Below are 16,921 nucleotides of genomic sequence, written 5' to 3'. Positions count from 1 at the left end.
GGGGGACGACAGGAAGCCACCGGAGCCTGTGAGCGCATTCATGTCCTCGCCGACGCCCCAGCACCTGTCGACGCCTATCCTGGCCGACATGCGCGTACTGGTGGTCGAGGACGACGATGACCTGCGGTTCGCCGTGGCCGCCGCACTGCGCGGCGGAGGGCTGGCCGTCGACGAGGCCAGGGACCTCCCCGCCGCCGACGAGGCGCTGTACATCACCGGCTACGACTGTGTCGTCTTCGACCGGATGCTGCCGTCCGGCGACTCCGCGGAGTACGTGCACCGGATGAGGGCGGACGGCAGCACCGTACCGGTCCTCTTCCTCACGGCGCGCGACTCCGTCGCCGACCGCGTCGAGGGCTTCGCCACCGGCGGCGACGACTACCTGGTCAAGCCGTTCGCCGTCCCGGAGCTGGTCGCCCGGGTGCGGAACCTGTGCCGGCGAACCACCGCGGTCCGGCCGTCGGTGGTCCGCTGTGGCGGACTGGAGGTCGACTCGGCCCGCCGCACGGTCCACCGCGACGGCGTCCTGCTGACGCTCACCGTCAAGGAGTTCGCCGTGCTGGAAGTTCTCGCCGCCCGGCCCGGCGAGGCCGTACGGCGCACCGAGCTCACAGAGCGCTGCTGGGACGAGCTGACCGAGCCGAACTCCAACGTGGTCGAGGTCCTGGTCTCCCAGCTGCGTCGCAAGCTGGGCGATCCGCCGCTGATCCACACCGTGCGCGGGATCGGGTACCGGCTGGAGCCCCCGGCATGAGACTGCGCGTGGCGGCGGGCCGGACACGCCGCCGGACGCCGCCGACGCCGACCGGCCGGATCCACCGGATGCGACGACGCATCACCCTGCTCTTCACCCTCGTGAGCGCACTCGGCCTGATCGGCATGACGGTCTTCGCGGTGCACGCTGACGGCGCGTCCTGGCGCGACCAGGTCGACTCCGACCTGCAGACGCGGACCAGCGATATCGCCGCCGGCCTCACCCCTGATGAGGACGGTGTCCTTGCATACCCGACCCCGAAGGACGGTGGGTACGACTGCCCCCCGGTGACCCTGTTCACCGCTGGTGGGGGGCACGTGTCCCGCGTGGTCTCACCGCGCCGGCCCTGCCTGGCCGTCCCCGCCGAGGCCCTGCAGGAGGCCGCTGTCGAGGCCGCCCGGGAGGAACACGGCGCCTTGAGCACCGCGACCACGCCGAAGGGCCGCCGGCTGCGCCTGTCCGCCGAGCCCGTCACCGGACCGGCCGGCACCACGGACGCCGTGGTGGTCGCGGCCGTCGACACCTCCGGGCACCTGGACAGCCACAGGCGGCTGACGCTGTTCCTCACCATCGCCTGTGCGGTCCTGGTAGCCGTTTCGGCCATGGCCGGCCGCTGGCTCGCCGGACGCGCCGTGCGGCCGGCGCTCACGGCACTCGCCCAGCAAGAGGCCTTCTTCGCCGACGCCGCCCACGACCTGCGCACCCCCGTCACCTCGATGCGGCTGCTCGCCGAGACCGGCCTGCGCGGGGAGGCGGACAGCCACGAAGTGCTGCGCCGCACACTGCGCCAGTCCACCCGGATGAGCGAGCTGGTCGACGACCTGCTCACCCGCGCCCGGCTGATGGCCGGCGCCGTCCCGCTGGAACGGGAGCCACTGCGGCTCGACCAGCTCGTCGATGCCGTCGTCGCCGACACCCCGGCGCACGGGCACCGGGTGGCCGTCCGGGCCGAAGCCGTGGTCGTCCTCGCCGACGCGGGACTGCTGCGCCGTGCCGTCGCCAACCTGCTGGGCAACGCGCTCACCCACGGCCACACTCCGGGTGAGCCCGCCGACGTCGAGATCACCGTCACCGCGGACGGCACCGTCACGGTCGACGACGCGGGCCCCGGCATACCGCCAGGCCAGGCGAAGTCCCTGTTCGAACGCTTCCACAGCGGTTCCGGTTCCAGCGGCCTCGGGCTGTCCATCGCCGCCTGGGTGGCCCACGCGCACGGCGGCTCGCTCACCGTCGTCCCCGGCGCCCGCGGCGGGTCCCGGTTCCTCCTGAGCGTGCCCGTCCGGGACCGGACGCGGCCCTGACGCGGCGTCCGTGCCCTGGTGGGGACGCCTCACCGAATCCTCAGGTTCCTCCGGGCAGACTTCCCGCGGCCCCCCGAACAGCAGGCAACGAGCAAAGGACGTGCGCCACCGGTTCTACGGGACCGGTCCGGAGGCGCGCGGAGCGGGGAATCGGTTTCCTGGCCCGGATGCGGGAACACATGGTCGGCGATGTGGTGGCCGAGCGCTTCGAACCCCTGGTGCGGCTGGGAGCCGACGGCATGGCACGGTGTGGCGGGCCCGCGACCTCGTAGGCGGGATTCCTCCCGGAGAGCATCTGCGGGGTTGGCGCACCTGAACGGGCACCGTCACGACGCCGTGATCTGGTCGCTGCTTCGGCGGTCCTGCACGACGTCGTCCACGAACCGAGCTCTCGTCAGTTCTTCGCCCCTGAGGATGATCCGGGCCATCGATGATGCCGGAAGCGTGACCAGAGCGGCGGACCGCCTGGGACTGGCGCAATCGGCGTTCTCCAGCCGGCTGAAACGGATCGAAGCCGCCGTGGGCGGGAAGCTCTTCGAGCGGGGCCGGGAAGGCGTACAGCCGACCCCGCTGGGTGTTCTGGTGCTGGAGCGGAGCCGAGTTCCGCTGCCTGCGATGCGTCAACTGCAGGAGGACGCCCTGCGGTTCGCGACCGCGGCGCGCGAGGACAGCGAACTGCACTTGGGGGCGACCCACGGTCCCTTCCTGGGCGCACTGGTCGACCGACTGGCGACAGCCCGGCCCGAGCTGGCTGGCGTCAGCTGATGTGCCGGCGTCCGCATGCCTCGGCGCGCCACGCGGACGAGTTGCTCTGCCATGCCAGAGCGGCACACGCGGGGGCGGCGGTTCCAGCCCGTCAACCCGATACTCAGGCCTACGGCCTGACCCTGGCCACCGGTTGATCCAGTACCGGCTGATACTCCAGCAGGAGTTCCCGTCGCAGGTAGTGACGGCGGCGTGCGACCGCTTGGCGTGGACGGCGCCCGCTCGACCAGCTCAGGGAGCGGTATCGCCCCCGGTGGCCACCAAGGTGAGGCGGTCGGGGACGACAAGCTGCCAGAAGCCGCCGAACCTCCGCGACTGTGAATTCGATCGCACCGGCTGTCCCACCGGTGCCGCCCCCCTTTCTCGGACCCGGCGCGCCGTGGCGGGCGGCCTCTCCCTCCTCATCCACCACGAGATCGACCGCCTCGACGACCTGCCGTGCACCGCTCGCATGCGAAACGGCGTCGATCGATCTCACCCCGGTCCGCCGACCTCGTCACGGCATGGTGGGCCCCGCTCGAACGAGACACCCGCCGCCAATTCGGTGACGCACTGCGCCACTCGTACCGCCGCGACTCACTGCCGTACGAACTCACCGGCCTCGACGTCATAGGAGAGCCCGGCCGCATCGACGCCCGGATCCGCTTCCACGCGGACCCGCCTACCCCACCCACGGCCGGCGGCCCGAGAACTTCCCGCGTGTTCACGCCAAGCCGGGAGTCCCGTCGAAGCACCGCAACAACGCCGGCGGCGACCTCTGCCTCTGGTATCCGCTCGACCCGGAAGAGCGGCGCCGGACGAGTTCTGGGACCGATCAAACGCCGCTGGAGCCGTCTGCATCCCCGCTCACAACCCCACGATCCTGTTCCACCTCTTCGCGAACTCCACCCGCTCCGTCGACGTGATGTCCCGGGCGATCACGAGCCGTTTGCGCATCTCGGCGGCCGGGAAGATCAGGGGGTTCTCGGCGAGGGCCGCGGTGTCCTTGTCCTTGGCGGCGGCGAGGACGTCCTGGGCGGCCGGGACGGGGCAGACGTAGTTCACCCAGGCGGCGAGTTCGGCGGCGACCTCGGGCGCGTAGTAGTAGTCGACGAGCCGCTCAGCGTTCCTCTTGTGGACCGCACGGTCCGGGATCATCAGGGAGTCGGCCCACAGCTCCGCGCCCTCCTCGGGCACGACGAAGCGGATGTGCGGGTTGTCGGCCTGGAGCTGGATGACGTCCCCGGAGTACGCCTGGCAGGCCAGGACGTCACCGCTGACCAGGTCCTTGGTGTAGTCGTTGCCGGTGAAGCGGCGGATCCGGCCGCCCGCGACGTACTTCTCGACCTGGTCGCAGACCTTGTGGAAGTCGGCCGCCGTCCACTTGGTGATGTCGACGCCGTTGCCCTGCATCAGCAGCGCGAACGCCTCGTCCAGGCCGGACAGCAGGGTCACCCGCCCCTTGAGGTCGTCCGCCCACAGGTCCGAGACATGGCGGATCTCGCGGCCGAGCCGGCGGCGGTCGTACGCGATGCCGGTGATGCCCGACTGCCACGGCACCGAGTACCTGCGGCCCGGGTCGAAGGCGGGCGAACGGAGCTGCGGGTCGATGTACTTGGCCACATTGGGCTGCTTGGCCCGGTCCATCTCCTGGACCCACCCCAGCCGCACGAACCGCGCGCACATCCAGTCGCTCATGACGATCAGGTCGCGGCCGGTCTGCTGGTGGTTCATCAGGGCGGGGCTGATCTTGCCGAAGAACTCGTCGTTGTCGTTGATCTCCTCGGTGTACTCGACGGAGATCCCGGTGCGCTCCTCGAAGGCGTCCAGCGTGGGCCGCCGGTTCGGGTGGGCGTCGTCGGTGTCGATGTACAGCGGCCAGTTCGCCCAGGTCAGCCGCTTGTCACTGGCGGACAGATCGGCGACGGCACGCCGGCCGGGCCGCACATACGCGGCGGGCACCCCACAGCCGGCCAGGCCGCCCAGCACCGTGCCACCACCCAGCGCGCGCAGCAGGGACCGACGGGAGGGGGCGGAGGTCTTCGGCGTGAGGGGCATTGCCGAAGCATGCCGCCCCTGCGTGTACGCCGACAATCGACGCAGCGTCGAGTACCTCCGCACCGGCCGGACACCCTGTCGATCAGCCCGGCGCGCCCGTGGCCGTCCTGACCGCCGGCGTGCGGCACCCCTGACCGTCACGGAGGAGGAACGGCGCGGCCCCGGACGGTACTTGATCCCTCCGGGGCCGCGTGTCACGTCGTAGGTGCTAGGCGTCCAGCGACGTCATCACGTGCTTGATCCGCGTGTAGTCGTCGAACCCGTACCCCGACAGGTCCTTGCCGTAGCCGGACTTCTTGAACCCGCCGTGCGGCATCTCCGCGACCAGCGGGATGTGCGTGTTGATCCACACGCAGCCGAAGTCCAGCTTCTTGGACATGCGCATCGCACGGCCGTGGTCCCTGGTCCACACCGACGAGGCGAGCGCGTACTCGACGCCGTTGGCCCACTCCACGGCCTGGTCCTCGTCCGTGAAGGACTGGACGGTGATGACGGGACCGAAGACCTCCTTCTGGATGATCTCGTCGTCCTGCTTCAGCCCGGAGACGACGGTCGGGGCGTAGAAGTAGCCCTTCTCGCCGACCTGGTGACCGCCGGCCTCGACCTTGGCGTGGGCGGGCAGCCGCTCGATGAAGCCGGTGACCTGCTTGAGCTGGTTGGGGTTGTTGAGCGGGCCGAACAGCACGTCCTCGTCGTCCGGCTGCCCGGTCTTCGTCTCGGCGGCCGCCTTGGCGAGCGCCGCCACGAACTCGTCGTGGATGCCCTCCTGGACGAGGACGCGGGTCGCCGCCGTGCAGTCCTGGCCGGCGTTGAAGAAGCCCGCGACCGAGATGTCCTCCACGGCCTTGGCGATGTCGGTGTCCTCGAAGACGACGACCGGCGCCTTGCCGCCCAGCTCCAGGTGTACCCGCTTGAGGTCCTTGGACGCCGACTCGGCGACCGACATACCGGCCCGTACCGAGCCGGTGATGGACGCCATCGCCGGGGTCGGGTGCTCGACCATCAGCCGGCCGGTGTCGCGGTCGCCGGTGATGACGTTGAAGACGCCCTCGGGCAGGATCGAGCCGATGATGTCGGCGATGAGCACCGTCGAGGCGGGGGTGGTGTCCGACGGCTTCAGGACGACCGTGTTGCCCGCCGCGATCGCCGGGGCGAACTTCCACACGGCCATCATCATCGGGTAGTTCCACGGCGCGACCTGCGCGCAGACGCCGACCGGCTCGCGGCGGACGATGGACGTCATCCCGTCCATGTACTCGCCTGCCGAGCGGCCCTCCAGCATCCGGGCGGCGCCCGCGAAGAAGCGGATCTGGTCGACCATCGGCGGGATCTCCTCGGACCGCGTGAGTCCGATCGGCTTGCCCGTGTTCTCCACCTCGGCCGCGATGAGCTCCTCGGCCCGCTCCTCGAACGCGTCGGCGATCTTCAGCAGAGCCTTCTGGCGCTCGGCGGGGGTCTTGTCGCGCCAGGCCGGGAAGGCCGCGGCCGCGGCCGCCATCGCGGCGTCCACATCCGCCTGGCCCGACAGCGGCGCGGTCGCGTACGCCTCGCCCGTCGCGGGGTTGACCACCTCGGTGGTCCGTCCGTCGGCGGCGTCCCGGAACTCACCGTTGATGTAGTTGCGCAGACGACGCAGCTCGGTGCTCACTGCCGGCCTCCTGTCAGGTCTGACCTGTTCGGGTGTCCAATGACTGAGACACCACCCTAATCCGCGTTCCCACGTTTTCAACACCCCCAGTCGTATCGAGGCTGCGAAATCCGCAGGTCTCAGTCACGCAAACAACGAATTTCATCGGTCCGCCCTTGCGGAACCGTCGAGACGTCGTGCACAGTGAGGTCGTGGCCAGTCGAAGCGCAGAGCAGAGGGACTCGTCCCGCGAGCCCAGGAACGGCACTCCCCATCTGGATGCCGTCTCCCTCGCCATCATCGAACAGCTCCAGGAGGACGGCCGCCGGCCGTACGCCGCGATCGGCAAGGCCGTGGGCCTGTCCGAGGCGGCCGTGCGCCAGCGCGTCCAGAAGCTGCTCGACCAGGGCGTGATGCAGATCGTCGCCGTCACGGACCCGCTCACCGTGGGCTTCCGCCGGCAGGCGATGGTCGGCGTCAACGTCGAGGGCGACGTGGAGAAGATCGCCGAAGCGCTGACCGCCATGTCGGAAGTCGAGTACGTGGTGATGACCGCGGGCTCGTTCGACATCCTCGCCGAGGTGGTCTGCGAGGACGACGACCACCTGCTGGACGTCATCAACAAACGCATCCGGGCGCTGCCCGGCGTGCGCTCCACCGAGAGCTTCGTCTATCTGAAGCTGAAGAAGCAGACCTACATGTGGGGAACCCGATAACCGTGAGGACCCGATAACCGTGAGCTCCAAGGACCTCAGCAAGACCGCGTACGACCACCTGTGGATGCACTTCACCCGCATGTCCTCGTACGAGAACTCCCCCGTCCCGACGATCGTGCGCGGCGAGGGCACCTACATCTACGACGACAAGGGCAAGCGCTACCTCGACGGTCTCGCGGGTCTGTTCGTGGTCCAGGCCGGTCACGGCCGCACGGAGCTCGCCGAGACCGCCTTCAAGCAGGCGCAGGAGCTGGCGTTCTTCCCGGTGTGGTCCTACGCCCACCCGAAGGCCGTGGAGCTGGCCGAGCGCCTCGCCGACGAGGCCCCGGGCGACCTGAACAAGGTCTTCTTCACCACCGGCGGCGGCGAGGCGGTCGAGACCGCCTGGAAGCTCGCCAAGCAGTACTTCAAGCTGGTCGGCAAGCCCACCAAGTACAAGGTCATCTCCCGCGCGGTCGCCTACCACGGCACCCCGCAGGGCGCCCTGTCGATCACCGGACTGCCGGGCCTGAAGGCCCCGTTCGAGCCGCTGGTCCCGGGCGCGCACAAGGTCCCGAACACCAACATCTACCGCGCCCCGCTCTTCGGCGACGACCCCGAGGCCTTCGGCCGCTGGGCCGCCGACCAGATCGAGCAGCAGATCCTCTTCGAGGGCGCGGACACGGTCGCCGCGGTCTTCCTGGAGCCGGTGCAGAACGCCGGCGGCTGCTTCCCGCCCCCGCCCGGCTACTTCCAGCGCGTGCGCGAGATCTGCGACCAGTACGACGTACTGCTCGTCTCGGACGAGGTCATCTGCGCCTTCGGCCGCCTGGGCACGACCTTCGCCTGTGACAAGTTCGGCTACGTCCCGGACATGATCACCTGCGCCAAGGGCATGACCTCGGGCTACTCCCCCATCGGCGCCTGCATCGTCTCGGACCGCCTGGCCGAGCCGTTCTACAAGGAGGACAACGTCTTCCTGCACGGCTACACCTTCGGCGGCCACCCGGTCTCGGCCGCGGTCGGCCTCGCCAACCTCGACCTGTTCGAGCGCGAGGGCCTCAACCGGCACGTGCTCGACAACGAGGGCGCCTTCCGCGCGACCCTGGAGAAGCTGCACGACCTGCCGATCGTCGGAGACGTCCGCGGCGACGGCTTCTTCTACGGCATCGAGCTGGTGAAGGACAAGGCCACCAAGGAGTCGTTCAACGACGAGGAGACCGAGCGCGTCCTGTACGGCTTCCTCTCCAAGGCCCTGTACGACAACGGCCTGTACTGCCGTGCCGACGACCGCGGCGACCCGGTCATCCAGCTCGCCCCGCCGCTGATCTCCAACCAGGAGACCTTCGACGAGATCGAGCAGATCCTGCGCGCCACCCTGACGGAGGCGTGGACGAAGCTCTAGCTTCCGGCGGTTAGACGGCTTATACGGCCCGGGGTGCACCCGTACGAGTGAGAAGGGTGCACCCCGGGCCGCGTGCTGTCCTGTGTCGGGCCCCCCGCTCCTTAGCGTGCCTGGTAACCGATCGGCCCTGTCCTCGTTCCCCCGCACGGGGGAACAAAGATCACGGGAACCACAGATCCGAACCGAGGTGTACGCCCATGGAGGCCCCGCCGGACAACGACGTGCTCTGGGCACGCTCACTGCACTTCCAGCACAGTGACGGCTCGCCCGCGCTCAGCGGCGTCTCGTTCGGGGTCCGGGAGGGCGAGATCCTCGCCGTCAGCGGCCCCCGGGGCAGCGGGAAGACGACCCTGCTGCGCTGTCTGTCCGGTCTGGTGAGCGCCCAGCGCGGCGAGGTCTGGTTCAACAGCGTGCCGGTCCACACCATGGCCCCCACGGCCCGGGAGCGGCTGCGGCGCGACCGCTTCGGCTGGATCGACCCGGCCCCCGCGCTCGTACCCGAGCTCAACGCCTGGGAGAACGCCGCCCTCCCGCTGATGCTCCGCGGCACCAGCCGCGAGCGTGCCAGGACGGCCGCCCTGGAGTGGCTCGAACGCCTTGACGTCGGCGACCTGTCCCGCCGGCGGCCGCACGAGATGAAGCAGGCCGAGCGCCAGCGCGTGTCGATCGCCCGGGCCCTCGCCCAGGGCCCCACCGTCCTCTTCGCCGACGAGCCCACGGCCCCCCTGCACCGCGCCGACCGCGCCCACGTCCTGCGCACGCTCACCACGGCGGCCCGTTCGCACGGCATCACGGTCGTGGTGGCCACCCACGACCCGGAGACCGCGGCCATCGCCGACCGCACCCTGTCGCTGCTGGACGGCAGGTGCGTGAACACGGTCCATCTGCCCCCGGTGACCGAGACGGAAGGCCGGACGGCGTGTTCGCTCTCCGTCTGACCCGCGGCGCCCACCCGGCGGTCCAGCTGCGCCGCCTCCTGGTGGCGGTGGCGTCGGCCGGCACGGGCTTCCTCCTGCTGTGCGCCCTCGGTTACGCGATGAGCCACCCGGACAACCCCGGCGGCTCGGCCCTCCGTCTCGCCTGGTGTCTGACCCCGCTGGCCGCCACCGTGCACTTCGCGGTGGCGGTGGCGCGCACCGATCCCGCCACGAAACCCCGCTCCGGCCTCTCGGCCTTCGGCCTGGGCCCGGTCCGCCTGATGGCGGTATCGGCCATGACGACGGCCCTGTCCTGCACGCTGGGCTCGCTGCTGGCCCTTCTGGTCTTCCTCGACCTCCGCGGCGACCTCACGGGCATCCCGTTCGACGGCGCGGCCTCGGTGTTCCTGGCCGCGCGCCAGCCGCTGCCCGTCCCGGCGGCCCTGACGCTGCTGGCGCTGGTCCCGGCGGTCGCTTCGGCGACGGTGGCGCTGGTCCTGCTCCCGCGGGACGCGAGGCCGGCCGCGGCACGGGCGGTGGCACGGCACTACGGCCGCTTCGGGGCCTACGGCCGGACGGTGGCACGGGAGACCTTCGGAACGTACGGCCGCTTCGGCGCACGCACGCGGGGCGCGGCGCGACCTCCTGCCGCGGCTCCTGATGCCGCACCGCCGCCCGCGGAGGTGCCCGCCCCCGCGCAGCCGACGCCGGAGCCCCCCGCGCCCGCCCCGCACCCGGTTCAGCCCCCGGCGCCGCGCAGCGCCCCCGCGGGCCTGCCCTGGGGCGTCGCCGTCCTCACCGCGGGCCTGGCCGTGCAGGCCTACGCGACCCGCGCGTCGGCCGGGCCCGCTCCCCGCCTCCCCGGTGGCCTGGCCGTCGGCACCCCCACGGTCCTCCTCGGCTGGGTCCTCACCACCCTCGGCCTCGCCGTCGCCGGCCCCGGCCTGACCCACCTCTGCGGCCGCCTCCTCCAGGCGGCGCGCCCCGGCGTCCTCCGGCTCCTGGCCGGGCGCGTCCTCATGGAGGAAGCCACCCGCATCGGCCGTCCACTGGGCATCGTCTGCGCGGTCGCCTCCGGCACGTACGCCATGGCCGCGCTGTACGACACGCACGCCCCCGTCTTCGGGCCCCTCACCACGCTCGGCACGCTCCTGGTGTCCGGCTGCACCGTCGCCACGCTGCTCACCGCCGCCGTGGAGGCCAAGCACGCCCGGGCCGACACCACGGCCGCCCTGCTGCGCCTCGGCGCCCCCGCCACGATGCTGCGCAGTGCCGCCGCCCTGCGGGCGGGCGCGCTGCTCGCCCTGTTCGGCCCGCTGACCCTGATCGTGGCGGAGCTGGCGGCCCTGCCACTGGCCCGCTGAGAACTCGTACGACCAAAGTTCCCGGGAACCGATGAGTTCCGCGCGAGCCCCCGGTCTACCCCTTCGAAGGACACACACCCGATGGGAGAGACCGCATGTACCAGCAGATGATCTTCGTGAACCTGGCCACCGCCGACGTCGACGCGTCGAAGAAGTTCTTCACGGAGCTCGGCTACACGATCAACCCGCAGTTCAGCGGCGACGACTGCACCTGTGTCGTGATCAGCGACACCATCATCGCGATGCTGCTCAGCAAGCAGCGGTACGCGGACTTCACCAAGAAGGAGATCGCGGACTCGACGAAGACCAGCGAGGTGCTGATCTGTCTGAGCGCCGAGAGCCGCGAGAAGGTCGACGAGCTGGTGAACAAGGCGGTCGCGGCCGGCGGCACCGCCAACTCCGACGTCCAGGACCACGGCTACATGTACGGCCGTTCCTTCGACGACCTCGACGGCCACAGCTGGGAGGTCGTGTGGATGGACCCGGCGGCCGTCCAGGGCTGACCGAAAGCCCCGGCGAACGGCGTGCCTAGCATGGGCCCGTGCAGACGAGCCCGGCCCATGCGGCCCACCACGACGACCGCGAGATCGAGACGCTCGAGGACTTCGACGCGACCGTCTCGGCCCGCGGCACCCTCTCCGGATACCGCGTACAGGGCGTCGATCTGACGGACCGTACAAGGGAGTTGCTCACCACCGACACCGCCGAGGCGGTCTTCCTGGGCTGCCCGATGCGGGAGGACGCGGCGGCGAAGATCCGCGCCGACGGGGCCCTGGTCTTCCCGCCCGTCCCGCATCTGCCCTTCGACCCCTACCGCGGGCACCTCTACAAGCCCGACGAGTTGTTCGCCTCGCTGGAGAAGGGGTACGAGCAGACGCCGGACGCGCTCGCCTACACCTGGTTCCAGCGCACCAAGGCCGACGGCGACATCTTCGCCTCCATGCTGCGCGCCGTCCACGACGACTCCGTCTCCGACGCCCTCGACGAACTGCTGCGCGGCGCCCGGGTGGTGGGCGTCATGGGCGGTCACGCGATGGCGCGCGGGACGGACGCGTACGCCGGGGCGGCGCGTCTCGGCCGTGAGTTGAGCCGCGCCGGGTTCACCGTGGCGACCGGCGGCGGTCCGGGCGCGATGGAGGCGGCGAACCTGGGCGCCTACGCGGCGCCGTACGACGACGACATGCTCGACGAGGCCTGCCAACTCCTCGCGAAGTCGGCCTCGTTCGTGCCCTCGGTCACCGACTGGGCGCGCGCCGCCTTCGAGGTGCGCACCCGCTGGCCGAAGGGCAACCACTCGATCGGCATCCCCACCTGGTTCTACGGCCACGAGCCGCCGAACCCCTTCGCCTCGCACATAGCCAAGTACTTCGCCAACGCCACCCGCGAGGACGGCCTGCTGGCCCGCTCCAACGCGGGTGTGGTCTTCCTGCCGGGCGCCGCCGGGACCGTGCAGGAGATCTTCGACAACGCGACGCCCAACTACTACGAGTCGCGCGGCGAGCCGACGCCCATGGTGCTGGTCGACCGCGCGCACTGGACGGAGCGCCTGCCGGCCTGGCCCCTCTTGCAGTCACTCGCCCGGGAACGGCCGATGGAGTCCCGTATCACCCTCGTTGACCGAATCGAGGAGGCTCCGGAGGCGTTGAAACGCATCGGCGGTTAATAAGAGTGCAAAGCCAACGCGCCAGGTACGCTTGCGCATTGACATTACTTATCGAACGCTTATAAACCTTTGATTCTCCTGGGGAGTGTGAGGCTTCACCTCCACTGTCGCTTCACGTCTCTCGTCACCCCCCGCAGTTGCGCATCCCGTGAAGGGCAAACGTGTCCATAACTCGCCGTACCGCACGTCGTTCCGTGCAGATCCTGGGCGTCGCCGCCGCGTCCTCCGCGCTCGCGCTGAGCGCCGCGGGCTCCGCGCTCGCCTGCAGCATCAGTGAGTTCTCCGCCGAAGCCAAGTGCGACGGCGGCAAAGGCGTCATCACCGTCACCGACAAGGACTTCTCCGGTACCAAAGCGACCGTCACCTTGTACCTGGAGGCCAACGGCGCCGACGCCAAGCAGATCGGTTCGCAGGACGTCACGGGTTCCAGTGAGGGTGTCACCATCACCTTCAACGAGGACTGGGCGCCGAAGTCCGAGTACCGCATCAACGTCACCGCGGGCAAGCGCAACGTCGGTGACACCCCGATCCTGACCACCCCGGCCGAGGGCTGCTCGAAGGGCGAGACCACGCCGCCGGCATCGCCCACGCCGACTCCGTCCGCCTCCACCCCGGCCTCGGAGTCCCCCAGCCCGACCCCGTCGGCCTCGGACAGCACCACCGCCCCGGCGACCACGTCGTCCAACGCCCCGTCCCCGGCGGCCGGTGACTCGAACCTCGCCGAGACCGGTGCGAACTCCAACACCGGCCTGATCGCCGGTATCGCGGGCGCGCTGGTCGTGGTCGGCGGCGGCGCCGTCTTCTTCGGCATGCGCCGTCGTGGGGCCAACAGCAGCCGCTGACGCCTCTCGCGGAACACCTCTGCGGCCCGTCCCCGTATCCCCGGGGGACGGGCCGCAGTCGTTCACCCGAAGGTCGCCCGCTCCAGCCAGGACTCCAGCTGCTTCCGCTCGCCGACGATCTCCAACTCCGGGCTGTCCAGGGGCAGTCGGGTGTAGAAGGCGAGGAGCAGGGAGGTGAGCGGCCCGCGCAGCGCGACGGTCGCCTTCTCGTGGCCGCGGCGCCAGCCGAAGCCCTCCTCGGTGCCCTCGATCAGCCACTCGGCATTCGCCTGTGGCGCGGCGTCGGTGGCGTGGAGGTGAATGCTCTCTCCGGCGCCGACCGGCGCCTCCTTCCCCTCCTCCTGCCCGACCCATCCCAGGATCTGCAGCCACTCGTCGATCGCGTCGACGGCGATGTCGGGGGCGACGTCGTACGGCAGCCCCGCGGCAAGCGTGGCGTCGGCGCGGTGCACGGTGATCTCGTGGGACATGCGGCGGGCCCAGAAGCCGGCGGTCTGGGGTCCCGCCCAGCCCCACACCTTCGCGTCGGGCCCGGCCTCGCGCAGCGCGCCCACGGCCAGTTCACCGGCCTCCGCCAGCCAGGCGTCGAGGGCGGCGGCGTCCCCCTGGGCCTCGGGGCCGTCACCGCGCGGCACGTCTTCGTCGGGGATGTTCTCCTGCGCCCGGGTCCGCACCAGCGTCCCCGACCAGCGCAGGACTCCGCCCATGTGCAGGACGAGCATCTCCAGGGTCCAGTCCGGGCAGGTCGGCACCTTCGCGGCCAGATCGGCGCCGCTCGTCACCACCGCCCTCAACTGCTCCACCTGATGGGCGATCTCGTCGCAGTAGCGATCATGCGTAAGTAGTGTCATCAGGCGCACCCTATGCGACGCATCCATCAGCGGCCTCCGGCCGCGGGCCCTCAGCCGAGCATCACGATTTCGGCCGGGTCGAACTCCACCCCGACCGCGTCCCCGACCTCCGGTGCCTCGCGCAGCGCCACCGCCGCCTCCAGCCGCGGCGCCTCCTCCGGCTGCACCTGCACGGCGACATGGGTGCCCTTGAAGGTGCGTGCGGCCACCGTGCAGCGCAGGCCCTCGTCGGCGGGGACGAGCCGTACACCGGCGGGCCGCACGAGCAGCGTGCGCGTTCCCTGCGGGGCGTCCTGGGGCACCGGCAGCTTGCCCCAGGGGGTGTCCGCGGCCTCCCCGCTCACCATGCCCTCCACCACGTTGTCGAAGCCGAGGAAGCGCGCCACGAACTCGTCCGCGGGACGCTGCCACACCTCCAGTGGCGTACCGGACTGGGCGATCCGCCCGTCCCGCATCACCACGACCCGGTCGGCGAGCGCGAAGGCCTCGCCCTGGTCGTGCGTCACCGCGAGGACCGTGGTCCCCAACTGCCCGAAGAGTTCCCGTAGTTCGACGACCAGGCGCTCCCGCAGCGAGCGGTCGAGCTGGCCGAGCGGCTCGTCCAGCATCAGCAGCCGGGGCCGGGGCGCGAGCGCGCGGGCCAGCGCCACGCGCTGCTGCTCACCGCCGGAGAGCGAGGCGACGGCCCGGCGTGCAGCGCCCGGCAGCCCGACCAGGTCGAGCAACTCCCGTACCCGCTCGTCCTGTTGCGGGCGCGCGGCGCCGTGCATCCGCAGCCCGAAGGCGACGTTGCCGCCCACGTCCCGCTGCGGGAACAGCTGATGGTCCTGGAACATCAGGCCCACGCCCCGCTTGTGCGCGGGCACCCCCGACTGGTCCCGCCCGTCGAGCGACACCCGCCCGCCGTTCAGGGGCTGGAGCCCCGCCACCGCCCGCAGCAGGGTCGACTTGCCGCTGCCGCTCGGCCCGAGCACGCACACGATCTCGTGTTCGGCGACATCGAGGCCGACGGCGTCGAGCACGGCCCGCCCGCCGAACCGCACGGTCGCGCCCTCAAGGCTCAGCAGCATCTAGAACTCCCCGCTCCGGTCGGTGCGCAGCCGCTCGAGGACCAGCAGCGCCACCGCGCACACCACCATCAGAATCGTCGAAAGGGCCATCGCCTGCCCGTAGTTGAGGTCGCCGGGCCGGCCGAGCAGTCGCGCCACGGCGACCGGCAGCGTCGGATTGTCCGGCCGTGCGATGAAGACGGTCGCCCCGAACTCCCCCAGCGACACCGCGAACGCGAACCCGGCCGCGACCAGCAGCGCCCGCCGCACCATCGGCAGATCGACCTCCCGCCACACCCGCCACGGCGACGCCCCGAGCACGGCCGCCGCCTCCCTGAGCCGAGCGTCCACGGCCCGCAGCACGGGCAGCATGGTCCGTACGACGAAGGGGACGCCCACCAGGGCCTGCGCGAGCGGCACCAGAATCCACGAACTCCGCAGATCCAGCGGGGGCCGGTCGAGAGCGATCAGGAAGCCGAAGCCGACGGTCACCGCGGAGACGCCCAGCGGCAGCATCAGCAGCGCGTCGAAGCCACGGACCAGCCGGCCCGCGTCCCGGCGCGCAAGCGCCGCGGCGGCCAGACCGCCGATCGCCACGGCGATGACGGTCGCGGCGAGGGCGTACTGGAGCGAGTTGCCGACGGCATGGATCGGCGGCACGAGGAAGGTTCCGCCGTCGTCGTGCGTCAGCGCCCGGTAGTAGCCGAAGCCGGAGGCACCGAGGGAGCGCTGCACCAGCACGGCCAGCGGCAGTACGAGCAGGACGGCGACGATGCCGAGGACCCCGGCCAGCAGGGCCCACTGCCCGGCCCCGCGCGGCCGCCGCGCCGTGACGTTCGCGTCCACCAGCCGCAGGGCGGTCTCCCGCCGCCGTACGGTCCAGGCGTGCACGGCGAGGATCGCGCCGACGGCGATGAACTGGACGATCGTGAGCACGGCGGCGGTCGACAGGTCGAAGATCTCCGAGGTCTGCCGGTAGATCTCGACCTCAAGGGTGGAGAAGGTCGGGCCGCCCAGGATCTGCACCACGCCGAAGGAGGTGAAGGTGAACAGGAAGACCATCAGCGCGGCGGCCGCGACGGCGGGCGCGAGAGCCGGCAGGGTCACCTTCCGCCAGGCTCTGAACGGCGACGCGCCCAGCATCCGCGCCGCCTCCTCCTGACGCGGATCGAGCTGACCCCAGAGCCCGCCCACCGTCCGCACGACGACGGCGTAGTTGAAGAAGACATGCGCCAGCAGAATGGCCCAGACGGTGGTGTCCAGCCGTACGCCCCACAGCTCGTCGAGCAGTCCCCCACGCCCCACCAGCGCCAGGAACGCCGTACCGACGACGACCGTCGGCAGCACGAAGGGGACGGTGACGACGGCCCGCAGTACCTGCTTGCCGGGGAAGTCGAGGCGCGCGAAGACATACGCGCCGGGGAGCGCGACCAGGAGCGTGAGCGCGGTGGAGGCGAGCGCCTGCCAGGTGGTGAACCACAGGACGTGCCGGATGTCGGCCTGCGTGGCGACGTCCGCGATCCGCCCGAACTGCCACTTCCCGTCGACCTTGAGCCCGCGCGCCACGATCGCGGCGACGGGCCAGGCGAAGAAGGCGGCGAAGAACGCGACGGGCACGGCCATCAGGCCGAGCCGCACCGCGCTCCCCGTC

15 protein-coding genes are annotated in these 16,921 nt (G+C 71.1%); 10 read left to right on the top strand and 5 right to left on the bottom strand.

The features are described 5' to 3' along the window. Positions 1-88 precede the first annotated feature (88 nt). The 3 genes from LJ657_RS24600 (at position 89) to LJ657_RS49030 (ending at position 2,820) form a co-directional block, all read left to right on the top strand. The gene (locus LJ657_RS24600; protein ID WP_232650904.1) at positions 89-754 is read left to right on the top strand and encodes a response regulator transcription factor; all 666 of its coding nucleotides are present in this window, start codon (positions 89-91) and stop codon (positions 752-754) included. Continuing rightward, on the top strand, positions 751-2,055 hold the full coding sequence (locus LJ657_RS24595) for a sensor histidine kinase (protein ID WP_232650903.1): 1,305 nt from the start codon (positions 751-753) through the stop codon (positions 2,053-2,055). The genes LJ657_RS24600 and LJ657_RS24595 overlap by 4 nt, the downstream gene beginning before the upstream one ends. A 189-nt stretch (positions 2,056-2,244) precedes the next feature. Beyond that, positions 2,245-2,820, top strand: a complete 576-nt coding sequence (locus LJ657_RS49030; RefSeq protein WP_372487962.1) for a LysR family transcriptional regulator — start codon at positions 2,245-2,247, stop codon at positions 2,818-2,820. Positions 2,821-3,666: 846 nt separating this feature from the next. On the opposite strand, the gene LJ657_RS24585 is transcribed toward LJ657_RS49030, so the two are convergent. Together LJ657_RS24585 and LJ657_RS24580 are read right to left on the bottom strand one after the other, a co-directional pair. After that, complete coding sequence (locus tag LJ657_RS24585; RefSeq protein ID WP_232650902.1) at positions 3,667-4,857, bottom strand: polyamine ABC transporter substrate-binding protein; 1,191 nt, start codon at positions 4,855-4,857, stop codon at positions 3,667-3,669. 208 nt (positions 4,858-5,065) lie between these two features. Next, entirely contained in the window at positions 5,066-6,505 is a 1,440-nt protein-coding gene (locus tag LJ657_RS24580) for a gamma-aminobutyraldehyde dehydrogenase (RefSeq protein ID WP_232650901.1), read from the bottom strand. Positions 6,506-6,681: 176 nt separating this feature from the next. On the opposite strand from LJ657_RS24580, the gene LJ657_RS24575 reads away from it, so the two are divergent. From LJ657_RS24575 to LJ657_RS24545, 7 genes are all read left to right on the top strand, one after another. After that, entirely contained in the window at positions 6,682-7,200 is a 519-nt protein-coding gene (locus LJ657_RS24575; protein ID WP_232650900.1) for an Lrp/AsnC family transcriptional regulator, read from the top strand. A gap of 19 nt (positions 7,201-7,219) precedes the next feature. Then, a complete protein-coding gene (locus LJ657_RS24570) occupies positions 7,220-8,584 on the top strand; it encodes an aspartate aminotransferase family protein (RefSeq protein WP_308117080.1) in 1,365 nt (454 codons plus the stop codon). A gap of 197 nt (positions 8,585-8,781) precedes the next feature. Then, a complete protein-coding gene (locus LJ657_RS24565) occupies positions 8,782-9,522 on the top strand; it encodes an ABC transporter ATP-binding protein (protein WP_232650899.1) in 741 nt (246 codons plus the stop codon). After that, entirely contained in the window at positions 9,504-10,865 is a 1,362-nt protein-coding gene (locus tag LJ657_RS24560) for a hypothetical protein (protein ID WP_232650898.1), read from the top strand. The genes LJ657_RS24565 and LJ657_RS24560 overlap by 19 nt, the downstream gene beginning before the upstream one ends. A 95-nt stretch (positions 10,866-10,960) precedes the next feature. Continuing rightward, positions 10,961-11,368 (top strand): VOC family protein, encoded by a 408-nt coding sequence (locus LJ657_RS24555; protein WP_232650897.1) that lies wholly within the window; start codon positions 10,961-10,963, stop codon positions 11,366-11,368. 38 nt (positions 11,369-11,406) lie between these two features. Further along, positions 11,407-12,528: an LOG family protein gene (locus tag LJ657_RS24550; protein WP_232650896.1), complete on the top strand. Its 1,122-nt coding sequence runs from the start codon at positions 11,407-11,409 to the stop codon at positions 12,526-12,528. 161 nt (positions 12,529-12,689) lie between these two features. Beyond that, the gene (locus LJ657_RS24545) at positions 12,690-13,370 is read left to right on the top strand and encodes an LAETG motif-containing sortase-dependent surface protein (protein ID WP_232650895.1); all 681 of its coding nucleotides are present in this window, start codon (positions 12,690-12,692) and stop codon (positions 13,368-13,370) included. A gap of 62 nt (positions 13,371-13,432) precedes the next feature. On the opposite strand, the gene LJ657_RS24540 is transcribed toward LJ657_RS24545, so the two are convergent. From LJ657_RS24540 to LJ657_RS24530, 3 genes are read right to left on the bottom strand one after another with little or no spacing between them, the layout of a single operon-like run. Beyond that, a complete protein-coding gene (locus tag LJ657_RS24540; protein WP_232650894.1) occupies positions 13,433-14,221 on the bottom strand; it encodes a maleylpyruvate isomerase family mycothiol-dependent enzyme in 789 nt (262 codons plus the stop codon). A gap of 50 nt (positions 14,222-14,271) precedes the next feature. Then, entirely contained in the window at positions 14,272-15,291 is a 1,020-nt protein-coding gene (locus tag LJ657_RS24535) for an ABC transporter ATP-binding protein (protein ID WP_232650893.1), read from the bottom strand. Further along, positions 15,292-16,893, bottom strand: coding sequence for an ABC transporter permease (locus LJ657_RS24530; protein WP_232650971.1), 1,602 nt, complete (start codon positions 16,891-16,893; stop codon positions 15,292-15,294). Positions 16,894-16,921 lie beyond the last annotated feature (28 nt).

Source organism: Streptomyces guryensis (assembly GCF_021261325.1).
GTDB lineage: Bacteria > Actinomycetota > Actinomycetes > Streptomycetales > Streptomycetaceae > Streptomyces > Streptomyces guryensis.
This window is presented reverse-complemented; position numbering and strand designations above follow the sequence as displayed.

Coding starts and splice junctions, on each gene's coding strand:
- LJ657_RS24600 (WP_232650904.1), top strand. CDS start 89: ATGCGCGTACTGGTGGTCGAGGACGACGATGACCTGCGGTTCGCCGTG.
- LJ657_RS24595 (WP_232650903.1), top strand. CDS start 751: ATGAGACTGCGCGTGGCGGCGGGCCGGACACGCCGCCGGACGCCGCCG.
- LJ657_RS49030 (WP_372487962.1), top strand. CDS start 2,245: ATGTGGTGGCCGAGCGCTTCGAACCCCTGGTGCGGCTGGGAGCCGACG.
- LJ657_RS24585 (WP_232650902.1), bottom strand. CDS start 4,857: ATGCCCCTCACGCCGAAGACCTCCGCCCCCTCCCGTCGGTCCCTGCTG.
- LJ657_RS24565 (WP_232650899.1), top strand. CDS start 8,782: ATGGAGGCCCCGCCGGACAACGACGTGCTCTGGGCACGCTCACTGCAC.
- LJ657_RS24555 (WP_232650897.1), top strand. CDS start 10,961: ATGTACCAGCAGATGATCTTCGTGAACCTGGCCACCGCCGACGTCGAC.
- LJ657_RS24540 (WP_232650894.1), bottom strand. CDS start 14,221: ATGACACTACTTACGCATGATCGCTACTGCGACGAGATCGCCCATCAG.
- LJ657_RS24535 (WP_232650893.1), bottom strand. CDS start 15,291: ATGCTGCTGAGCCTTGAGGGCGCGACCGTGCGGTTCGGCGGGCGGGCC.
- LJ657_RS24530 (WP_232650971.1), bottom strand. CDS start 16,893: ATGGCCGTGCCCGTCGCGTTCTTCGCCGCCTTCTTCGCCTGGCCCGTC.